11 protein-coding genes and 1 pseudogene are annotated in these 11,167 nt (G+C 43.4%); 7 read left to right on the top strand and 5 right to left on the bottom strand.

What is annotated here, in order from left to right:
- Positions 1-100 precede the first annotated feature (100 nt).
- From AAC854_RS19315 to AAC854_RS19295, 5 genes and pseudogenes are all read right to left on the bottom strand, one after another.
- A complete protein-coding gene (locus AAC854_RS19315) occupies positions 101-463 on the bottom strand; it encodes a hypothetical protein (protein ID WP_340618531.1) in 363 nt (120 codons plus the stop codon).
- 288 nt (positions 464-751) lie between these two features.
- Positions 752-1,378 (bottom strand): LysE family translocator, encoded by a 627-nt coding sequence (locus AAC854_RS19310; RefSeq protein ID WP_340618530.1) that lies wholly within the window; start codon positions 1,376-1,378, stop codon positions 752-754.
- 105 nt (positions 1,379-1,483) lie between these two features.
- Positions 1,484-1,582, bottom strand: a pseudogene (locus tag AAC854_RS19305) (RNA 2'-phosphotransferase); the annotation flags it as partial.
- A gap of 60 nt (positions 1,583-1,642) precedes the next feature.
- A complete protein-coding gene (locus AAC854_RS19300; protein WP_340618533.1) occupies positions 1,643-2,404 on the bottom strand; it encodes a nucleotidyltransferase domain-containing protein in 762 nt (253 codons plus the stop codon).
- A 67-nt stretch (positions 2,405-2,471) separates the two neighbouring features.
- A complete protein-coding gene (locus AAC854_RS19295) occupies positions 2,472-3,698 on the bottom strand; it encodes an RtcB family protein (RefSeq protein ID WP_340618532.1) in 1,227 nt (408 codons plus the stop codon).
- Between the two features lie 290 nt (positions 3,699-3,988).
- On the opposite strand from AAC854_RS19295, the gene rtcR reads away from it, so the two are divergent.
- The 7 genes from rtcR to AAC854_RS19260 form a co-directional block, all read left to right on the top strand.
- Complete coding sequence (rtcR, locus tag AAC854_RS19290; RefSeq protein ID WP_340618529.1) at positions 3,989-5,563, top strand: RNA repair transcriptional activator RtcR; 1,575 nt, start codon at positions 3,989-3,991, stop codon at positions 5,561-5,563.
- Between the two features lie 31 nt (positions 5,564-5,594).
- Entirely contained in the window at positions 5,595-6,512 is a 918-nt protein-coding gene (gene rnz, locus AAC854_RS19285; protein WP_340618528.1) for a ribonuclease Z, read from the top strand.
- A gap of 185 nt (positions 6,513-6,697) precedes the next feature.
- Complete coding sequence (locus tag AAC854_RS19280; protein ID WP_340618527.1) at positions 6,698-7,126, top strand: carboxymuconolactone decarboxylase family protein; 429 nt, start codon at positions 6,698-6,700, stop codon at positions 7,124-7,126.
- Positions 7,127-7,244: 118 nt separating this feature from the next.
- Positions 7,245-7,367, top strand: coding sequence for a hypothetical protein (locus AAC854_RS19275; protein WP_340618526.1), 123 nt, complete (start codon positions 7,245-7,247; stop codon positions 7,365-7,367).
- A 59-nt stretch (positions 7,368-7,426) separates the two neighbouring features.
- Entirely contained in the window at positions 7,427-8,368 is a 942-nt protein-coding gene (pyrB, locus tag AAC854_RS19270; protein ID WP_340618525.1) for an aspartate carbamoyltransferase, read from the top strand.
- A 489-nt stretch (positions 8,369-8,857) separates the two neighbouring features.
- Positions 8,858-10,168 (top strand): DUF4123 domain-containing protein, encoded by a 1,311-nt coding sequence (locus AAC854_RS19265; RefSeq protein ID WP_340618524.1) that lies wholly within the window; start codon positions 8,858-8,860, stop codon positions 10,166-10,168.
- Positions 10,165-11,167: toxin VasX (locus tag AAC854_RS19260; protein ID WP_340618523.1), on the top strand; the 1,003-nt coding region annotated here is incomplete at its 3' end. The genes AAC854_RS19265 and AAC854_RS19260, both read left to right, overlap by 4 nt.

Here is an 11,167-nt window from a genome sequence, read left to right as displayed (position 1 = left end):
TTGTTTATGCATATCAGGCTACTATTTCGGGTGTGAGAGCTGTGAAATTTATCACAGTTGACTCCCACCTTTTAATATCTCACCTGTTGCACTTAATATGTTAACTCAGCTTCGTCCGCAAATAACGATAAATGGTTTCTTTTCTATCTTCATCCTCTGACGTAATTGAATTTACTGCGTTATCTATACTTTTATTATCTCCCAAAAGCCCTTCGTCGTATTCATTCTTGATTTTGTCACATGACCAATCTGGATAGAGAGGCACATTTGTATCCGTACTGCGGGCCGTTATTGTCACACTCTCTTTTTCTTCATCAGTTAAAGGCGTATTTACTCCATTCACTTGTTTTATAATACGAATGGCTACCCTGACTTGATGATTTCCATTAGCATAAAGCTTATCTGTCGCTTTGGTATTTCCATCAACAAAACAGGCTTCAAAAGAAAATAAAGAAACGGTCATTTGACCACCTCCTTTTTTATGCCATGTGTGTATGCCAGTCAAACCCTACATGAAATGTTCATTCACGTTAATATACTATGATATTCTTAAAAAATAATAGTGGAAATATATTTATGAATGCAGAGGTTTTCACTACAATAAGCCTTCACTATAATGAAAAAGAAAAACACCCCAATTGCTTTACATATCTATTATTATAGCATATTTGTTGATTGCACCAAAAAATCTGTGGGGCAGATATTTATCTGCCCTAAAAAGAATAATGAAAGAATACATAATTTATAACGATCAATATCGCCGACTACTCAACATCAATTTAAACGCAAAAAACAAAAATAGCCCTCCGGTTACGCGATTCATCCATTTAATCACATTTTCACGGCGTAATAGACGGGAAAGAGGGCGTGTGGCGTAAATCAATGACAGTGACCACAATGTGCCAAGCAATACATGGATCGTGACCAAACTGAAAGTCCATAAAATAGCTGAGTGCCCTTGGGGGATAAACTGGGGCAGGAATGAAACATAAAATACGCCCATTTTCGGGTTGAGAACATTACCCAACATCCCTCTGATAAACCAATTATGGCTTTTAACCGAAGGAGAAACCTCTCCCCCAAGATCCTTTTTGGGATGCCGAATCATCTGAATTCCCAACCAACATAAATACAGCGCACCACACCATTTCAATATGTTAAATGCCAGCTCTGATACAGCAATCAATGTGCCAAGACCAAATGCCACCATTGCTCCCCAAATGAAGCAGCCAACATTAATGCCAAGTGCCGCTTGAAAGGCTTTTTTACCGCCTTCTGCTGTCGCGGTTCTCAAAACAAGTGCCGTATCCAGACCTGGGGTCAATGTGAGTAACGTCGCCGCAACAGTAAATGCAAGCAGGGAGTCCATAACTGCCATGTTTATCTCCGAAGTAAAAGCAGGGTAAAAATTAGCTTACTTAAGATGCTCAATAATACGCATAAATTCAACAGGCACGGATTTTGTCAACCAAACGCCATTATCCGCCCATCCTTCACTATCCAATATTAAACCAATAGATTCCGGTTGATGGCGCAACACGTAACTTAAAAACTTACTGATCTTAGTATCGACTCGATCCATGTTTTTACCTGTTAGTCTGAATTCCCTATGTTTGATGATGAGTGTTTGATGTTGATAAAGCTAACGTTTCATCACCCAATGCCTTAAATAATCATCCAGCAGTGCATGGCCGTGCTCACACTTACCCTTAAGCTCACAGCGCATCAAAGTTTCATCCAATTCCGACTCAATAAAAGCATGAATTTTCAGTTTACGCGGGCCATATTCTGCCTCATTTGCTGCCCGTTTAATCCGCAAAAGATCATCAATTTCCATTTTTAATTGCAGATCATCCACCGTTCCCGCCACCAGCGTTGCAAAATCTACCGGTGGCATGCCTTTGCCCATTTCAATCCAACGGACGGCAAGTAAGGAACGCAATACGTAAAAGTATTTCTTTAACCGAACTTCTTCACCTTGCAGATAACCCCGGAAGTTTTTCTTCGCCATAGAAAGATAGTGATAACGGGCTTTAATATCCGAAAAGAAATGCGGCACCATCGTTTTCAACCCATTAGTAGCCGCTGGTTCGGCTTGGTAAATAAGAGGAGAATCCAGCCATTCCATCAAAGTGGGGTTTGCTTGTTTCAGCAACTGTAAAGTCTTACGCAATTCCCACCCACTAATATCCAATTCGTCACTGATCGGCAATTCTATGACATCACGACCCGCTTCTACTTTGAGATACCAATCTACCGGATGAACGTAAATAAATCTCACATCATAATCACTGTCAGGTGAGGCAAATCCCCACCCGCGACTGCCTGATTCACAGGCGTACAATATCCGCACACCATAATTTTTTTCTATTCCAGCCAGTTCCTGTCTGATGCGCGAACGCATGATAGGACTAACCATTCTTGTTTTTATTTCCCTTTCCATTCCTTCCATTTTTCCTGCTTCCTGATACTTATCCTTTTACGCATACCACCTGACGCAAGGTATGCACAATTTCCACCAGCGATGATTGAGCTTCCATTACCGCATCAATATCCTTGTACGCCATTGGAATTTCATCGATCACATCGCTATCTTTACGGCATTCCACATGCGCCGTTGCACGTCGTTGATCGCTTACGGTAAAGCGTTTTTTCGCCTCGGTACGGCTCATTACCCGGCCTGCGCCGTGACTACATGAGCAGAAACTCTCTTCGTTTCCAAGGCCGCGGACGATATAGCTTTTCGCACCCATTGAACCCGGAATAATCCCCATTTGACCTTTACGGGCAGATACCGCCCCTTTACGAGTTACCAAAATCTCTTCACCGTAATGCTGCTCACGCTGCACATAGTTATGATGGCAATTCACCGCTTCCTGCTGTGTTGTAAAAGGTTTCGGGATTTCTCGAGACAACGCTTCAAGCACGCGGTGCATCATCACTTCCCGGTTCTGGCGGGCATAATCCTGCGCCCAACCTACCGCTTCCATATAGTCATCAAAATAGCGGCTTCCTTCCTCGAAATACGCCAAATCGCGATCTGGCAGGTTAGCGATATGCTGCTGCATATCTTTCTGCGCCAGCGTGATAAATAAGTTACCGATGGCGTTACCAACACCACGGGAACCGCTATGTAACATCACCCAAACGCGATCCGCTTCATCAAGGCATAACTCGATAAAATGGTTTCCTGTTCCTAACGTTCCTAAATGATGATGGTTATTGGTATTCAACAATTTGGGGTATTTGTCGGTAATACGCTTAAATCCATCCGCCAACGTCCCCCAATGTTGATCCACAATCTCCGGCGTTTTATTCCAGGAACCTTTATCGCGATTTCCGCGGTTTACGGTACGTCCATGCGGTACAGCGGCTTCAATGGCATGGCGGATATTTAACAGGCTATCCGGTAAATCAGAGGCCACCAGCGAAGTACGCACCGCAATCATTCCACAACCGATATCCACCCCAACCGCAGCCGGAATAATCGCACCGCGTGTCGGGATCACACTACCAATCGTAGAACCTTTACCGACATGGACATCCGGCATTACTGCCAGGTGCTTGTAAACGAAAGGCATCCTGGCCGTATTCTGCAACTGGATAATGGCTTTAGGATCAACCGGCACACCATTTGTCCACATCTTCACTGGCGCGCCATTCTCTTGCACTAATAAGTTATAATCGTTGGTTTTCATTTCACTGGTTTCCACTTTAATTGTTGTCATTTTTGTTCTCCTTTAATTTGCACCAATCCGTTCAGAACCTGATCTAAACCGCCATTCTGAATCCATGCTATTTCAGTGTGTTGACTCCCTAGTTATTGCCAATTGCGTGCCAACATTGAAAAAAAACTGAAATATTTTTTATCTAATTGAAAAATAATTGTTTTTATTTTTACTCATTCTTGATGATTGTTTTTACAGTTTAAATTTCTTATCTTTCTATATCGTTGTTTATAAATTCAGATAATCAAAAAGAGAAAACAATGAAATGCAGAGTTGCCATTGGCATTTTGGGTACAACATTAGACAGGCGGGGCAAAAAAGCCAATCGCTGGACAAAATGGCGTCCTACCATTGGGATGTGCCAACAGCCAGAGTTACCGATTGATAAACTGGAATTGCTCTACCAAACCCATGATTACGTATTGGCAGAAAGGGTTAAAGAGGATGTTGAGCACGCTTCACCGCAGACAAAAGTGGTATTGAACGAAATTCAAATCGAAGACCCATGGGATTTTGAAGAAGTTTATACCGCCTTGCTCGATTTCTCCGTTCGTTACCCTTTCGATATTGAAAATGAAGAGTATCTGGTACATATCACAACCGGCACTCACGTTGCCCAGATTTGCTGGTTCCTGCTGACTGAAGCCCGTTATCTGCCTGCCCAGTTACTCCAGACTTCCCCCAAAAATGGCGATCGCGAGAATCATCCCGAAGGCGTTTATACGATTATCGATTTAGATCTCAGTCGCTATACCACGCTGACCAGCCGTTTTCTTCGAGAGCAACAGGAACAGGTCGCATTCTTGAAATCAGGCATCGCTACGCGCAACGCCAATTTCAACCGCCTGATCGACCAAGTTGAACGTGTGGCCTTGCGCTCCACCGCCCCCATTTTGCTGACCGGGCCAACGGGCGCAGGAAAATCCTTTCTCGCACGCCGGATTTATCAGTTACGGCAATCACGCCATTTAATCAGCGGGCGATTTGTGGAGGTCAACTGCGCGACCTTACGCGGTGATAATGCGATGTCGACGTTATTTGGTCACGTCAAAGGCGCATTTACAGGCGCGATTCAGCCACGCACCGGGCTGCTGCGTGAAGCCGATGGCGGCATTCTGTTTCTTGACGAAGTGGCAGAATTGGGGTTGGATGAACAAGCGATGCTGCTGAAAGCCATCGAAGAAAAAAGCTTCCTGCCTTATGGTTCAGATAAGGAAGTCTATAGTGATTTTCAGTTAATTGCCGGCACACACCGCGACCTGCGTGATTGGGTGGCTCAGGGAAAATTCCGCGAGGATTTATACGCCCGTATCAATATGTGGACTTATCAACTGCCCGGTTTGGCGCAACGCCGAGAAGATATTGAACCCAACATCGATTATGAACTTGCCCGTTATGCACAAATGCAACAAACGCAGGTTCGTTTTGATAAAGAAGCACGACAAATTTACCTGCGTTTTGCCTGTTCAGAACAGGCGCAATGGCGGGGAAATTTTCGTGAACTCAGTGCATCCGTCGCTAGGATGGCAACATTTGCCGAAAATGGGCGTATCAACCACTATTTAGTTGAAGAAGAAATCACACGGCTTAAGCAGAATTGGCACGGAGAAAAACAATCGTCTCTGTTACCGAATCATCTGCCAGAAATTGATCTGTTTGACCGCCAACAGTTGGAAACGGTGATTAAAGTCTGCCGTGAATCCAACAGCTTATCGGAAGCTGGTCGCAAACTATTCGCCGTTTCCCGCCAACATAAAAAACAACCCAATGATGCCGATAGATTACGCAAGTACCTTGCCCGATTCGGTCTGGATTGGGACAGTATTCAATATTAAAAGTATTCAACATCATTAGGAGAACAATAATATGGAACTGAAATTCTTAGGCACCAGCGCCGGCATTCCCACCAAAGAGCGCAATGTCACCAGCCTGATACTCGATTTACAGGGCATCCGCAACGCATTATGGATGTTTGATTGTGGTGAGGGAACGCAACACCAGATCCTTCATTCCCCCATCAAGATATCTAAACTGGAGAAAATTTTTATCACTCACCTGCATGGCGATCATATCTTCGGTTTACCCGGATTACTGTGCAGCCGTTCGATGGGCGGTTCCACCGACCCCCTCACTTTATATGGGCCAACAGGAATACGTCAGTTTGTGGAAACTGCATTGCAGATGAGTAGTTCTTTCCTGACTTACCCGCTGGAAATTATCGAAGTTCAATCTGGACAACTGGTTGATGATGGCGAACTCAAAGTTACCGCTTATACCCTGAACCATCGAGTGGAATGTTATGGTTACCGGATTGAGGAACACGATAAACCCGGCGCACTTGATGCCGAAAAACTGAATCAGGATGGCATTCCCCGTGGCCCGTGGATGCAGACGTTAAAACAAGGTGGCACAGTAACACTGGAAGATGGGCGCACAATTTGTGGCAAAGATTATTTAGGCACACCGATTCGTGGCAAATCACTGGCGATTTTCGGTGATACCGAACCCACACCGGAAGCCCTGAAACTAGCCGCCAATGTTGATGTAATGGTGCATGAAATCACACTGGAAGATGCCTTCGCCATAAAAGCCAATGAGCGTGGGCATTCCACCACCAAACAAGCCGCAGCGCTGGCACGGGATGCCAAAGTAAAACACTTTATCGCCACACATATCAGCGGGCGCTATGGTATCGAGGAGTGCCCTCGGTTATTAGCGGAATGTCGGGAAATATTTCCTAATACCGACTTGGCTGAAGATTTTGCGGTGTTTGCAGTTAAATAATTGCTTTCAAAAAAAGTGAAAAATGAAAGGGATAAGTGTGATTCCTGTATAAATATCAGTATAAATTTTGATGTAGAATATTTTTCGTTGTTTTCCGAAAAGTACGTCTCAAAATCTTTCTGACTGAACAACATGGTCTTTTTATCGTTAATTTCCTTTCAACAAAAATAATTTGAGAGATAAAAATGGATTACGCAAAAATTTCACCCAGCATTATTAGTCCACTCTATAAAAGCTATGCAGAAGTCCATGCCTCTGAGCTGGATCAAAAACTGATTCTGTTGGTAGAAACACGGGTATCCCAAATTAACGGTTGTGCTTATTGTTGTCATCTTCATGCCGAAGCCATCCGTAAGGATCATGGCATAGAACAAGTAAAACTGGATAAACTACCCGCTTGGTTCAATTCCAGTATCTACAGCCCAAAAGAAAAACTGGCTCTGGAATGGTGTGAAGCCCTGACAACAAATATCAGGCAAAGCACGCTGGATCAAATTAAAGAACGCCTTGATACCGTTTTTACGGAAAAAGAGATTGTTGACCTGACTGCCGCGATTTCTCTCATGAATGCTTTTAACAGAATGGCAGTAAGTTTGGGCGATAGAAGCGAATAATCATATTATTATTCTGGTCATTAAGTTTAGCAAATAGTGAAAACAAAAATTTCTTCCAGCAAACCTTGCGGTGAATGCTATCGTGAGTATAATGCGCGACGATTTGCTGGGAGAAAACATGAAAGATTGCGCTGTAAAAGCCGTTACAAAACATCAAGCTAACGAAATACTGTCTGCTGGCAGCGTAGGCGTTTTGTTTTTCCCATTGCTCAACCGAACATTTAAAAAGCCCCTCAATTGAGGGGCTTTTTTTTGCCTGCCCAGTCCAAGGCTAGAAGTCATAAAAAGAGGAACGTAAACATGGCTAACCCGTTATATCGCAAGAATATCATTTCAATTAATGATCTGGGCCGCGCAGATCTGGAACTGGTATTGCAAACGGCGGCTGCATTGAAAGCCAATCCACAGACTGAGTTACTGAAACACAGGGTGATCGCAAGCTGCTTCTTTGAAGCCTCAACGCGCACTCGTCTCTCTTTTGAAACCGCCATCCAGCGACTCGGTGCTTCCGTGGTGGGCTTTGCTGACAGCAGCAATACCTCATTGGGTAAAAAGGGAGAAACGCTGGCTGACACTATTTCTATCATCAGCCAATATGCCGACGCGATCGTCATGCGCCACCCACAGGAAGGTGCGGCACGATTGGCTTCTGAGTTTTCCGGTCATATCCCTATTATTAACGCTGGCGATGGCGCCAACCAGCACCCAACCCAGACGTTGCTCGACCTGTTCACCATTCAGGAAACTCAGAACAAATTGGAAAATCTCAAAATCGCCATGGTGGGTGATTTGAAATATGGCCGCACCGTTCACTCGCTGACACAGGCTCTGGCAAAATTTAATGGCAACCATTTCTGCTTCATCGCCCCGGAAGCCCTTGCGATGCCAGGCTATATCCTGCATATGCTGGAAGAGAAGCAAGTAAGTTACAGCCTCCACAGTAACTTTGAAGATGTCCTGCCTGAACTGGATATTCTGTATATGACCCGCGTCCAAAAAGAACGCCTTGATCCTTCAGAATATGCCAATATCAAGGCTCAGTTTGTCCTGCGCGCTGCGGATCTGGTGAATGTAAAAGAAAACCTGAAAGTGCTGCATCCGCTGCCACGTATTGATGAAATCACGGTAGATGTCGATAAAACGCCATATGCTTACTACTTCCAGCAAGCGGGTAATGGTATTTTTGCCCGTCAGGCATTGTTATCGCTGGTGTTGAATGAAAAAGTTGTTATCGAAAAATGATGAAATAGATCGTTAAGTAGAATAAATAGCTATTGATATTATGATTAAGGGAATTATTCCTTGATCATAATAGGTTGGTAAAGAGAAAACTAATTTTCTCTTTATTATTTTTATTGTAATTCATACTAATCCCCTGAAATAAAATATAACAAACGAAACAATTAAAATCACAATAATTACTTTCAAATATACGTATATTTGAAAGTGCTTTTCTCATTTTAACCTGTTATAAAAATAAGCTATTATTGTGTGTTTTGATAACATGTGCTTTGTCACGTTATCTTGATGGTGAATACTTTATGGAGCCATATTAACGGATACGTTATCTGATATTTTCGTTTGTTCTCAGCCCGCTCCAGATTTTACAAGAATGTTCATCATTTCTGTTCACTAAAAATTTTTCACCCACACAGTGAATGAAAAATAGAAATAATCTACCAAATTTCCAAATATTCCGGCTGAAAATAAACAAATTGACGATATTAAATCATGCAAAGGCAAAAGGATTACCACCAGCAGTATGAACATATTTGGGTAGCCGAGTTTTCATATGGCTACCATGGTACTGAACAACAAAAACCCCGACATTACTGTGCACAAGCCTTAATTCAGGCTAAAAGCCAACATCAAGCATTGGTTCAACTATCTGATCATATGTTGCACTCATTGCGGGCAAGTGAAGGCCAATACGAGAAAATTTTGCCCTTTTTACAATATCTGGATACCTGCCATCACTTGGAAAAACATCTGATCCTGAATCTTGAACAAGTCAGCGAAGCGCAGCCCATCATCGTACTGAATCCGCGGGATATCAGCGAACCACTTCCTATTGATACCGGTGATTTGGAAATCATCCACTATCCTTGCCCACCCTTTACGGGCGAAAATCCCTTTAACCGATACTGGATCAGTGATGATTTATATTCCCTGCTTTATCAGCAAAGCCAAAACGCAACGAAATACTCCCGCTGCTATATGGTGATTGATGCGGCGGTTTATCATAAACATGCAGGCCACTTTATCGTTCCTTCATTGATGACTTCTGGATTACCTTACCGCTGCCTGTTTAAAGGAACAACACAAATCACCCTCGAAGATGCCGCTCCTTATCTGGTCGAACTGACAGGACATGAGGATAAGGAATTTCTGCGACAGATATTCATCACTCACTATACGCCGGATATCGGGATTTTTATCCATACTGATAGTCAATTCGATGAACTGTATAACCACCTGCGCAAATTTCCTTACTTACAGCAAGAGCACAACCGAGAATGGGTATTTTTTCGCTTTTACTACCCACTGGCATTGGAGTTAACCCTGAAAAGCCTGTCCCGTGGCGCTCTCTCTTCGTTTATGCGGCACATCGGCGCTATTTACGGTTTCAATCATGAAAATAGTCTGATGAAAGCGACCGTAACGGCAGAGATCAGGGAATCCAAGCTCGAGACTGTCACGATCAATGACAGAATGAACCTCAATTTTGAACGGTACATGCAGCAAAAGTACTTCAACAAAGTTAAAACATTCATCAAAGAGCATGTTCAACAGCAGTGTCAGGTCCCTGAAGATCGGCTGCTGCCTTTTATTACCCAACAAGCCAATTACGCTTACCTGAATGGATTCACCCTTGAGCTGACGGGGCTTTACTATATTGTGGCGCGTTCTGTCACGGCTAAAAATGAAGCGCTCTGGGATCACGCACTGGAGGCCGTCCTGTCTGAACCCTCCAATCAGGAAGCCCGTGCCTACAAACTTCTCAAGGAATGCCTTAACCCGACAACATGGAGCCAGTCATGACATCTTCAATAACAGACATCAGTGAAAATGCGAACAAATCCGTATCCAGACTTGATATGGGAAATGCTAAATACCCATGTGATGGGAATATCAAGCCTATTTACCCTGTCCGTTATGCCTATGTGAATTTCTTTGGCTCAGATCTGGAAAAGCCCGAAGCACCACCGGATATTCACACATTGATGTCAGCAACAACCTTAAAAGAGAGTAAAGGCTATGCTGCCCGCTTGATGCGCCCGGGTTGGATTTACATTCGAGAAGAAGACAGTATGGAACATCGGCCGAGTAAAACTGCCTATTTCCATATCTTTAAATACGAACCAAATGGAGAGAATCAGACCGAGAAGTTTAGGAAATTCATCTACCGAAACAAAAAAGACGCACGTGATGGTGTCATGCCAGAGTCAGGTTTGAATGGCGAAGGCTATCCTTTTTTGTTTGTGGCAAAAGATGTCTCGAATATCAGCATTGCCTACAGTGAACATCTATGGCATCCCGATGTGATCGCCCGTATAAACGGTGACTTAGAACTGCGTAAAAAAACCATGCAGTTCATTAACCTTGATGATGACAATCAACCCCATTCCATTGAGGCCAACGAAGCTAATTTCACGAAATTAATTCAGGATTACAAAACCCGTAAGGAACAATTTGCCGCCGTCAAAGCCAAAATCGATGCCAAGAATTTCGGTGATTTGGATTTGGCTAGCCTCAGGATTGATGAGCTGACTACCCAGTTATCCTATGAAATGGATGCGGACAAGATCGCACTTGAGATCCGCAGCAAGCTCTGTTATCAGGAAAAATCCCGGATTGTGATCCTGCATGATCCCGTTGGGCGGCAGAAAGAGATTTTGGAAGCACATAATATTCTGGATATGATGCAGCAATATATAACTTTTCATAATTATGAGAATTTCATATTTCCTATTCCTTTCCAACTATTTGCTGAAGCGGCATTCAAGAAAATCTTAACTCTTTTGATGAGCTGCCACATAT

It is taken from the genome of Xenorhabdus entomophaga, assembly GCF_037996725.1.
In the GTDB taxonomy this organism is placed as follows: Bacteria; Pseudomonadota; Gammaproteobacteria; order Enterobacterales; family Enterobacteriaceae; genus Xenorhabdus; species Xenorhabdus khoisanae.
This window is presented reverse-complemented; position numbering and strand designations above follow the sequence as displayed.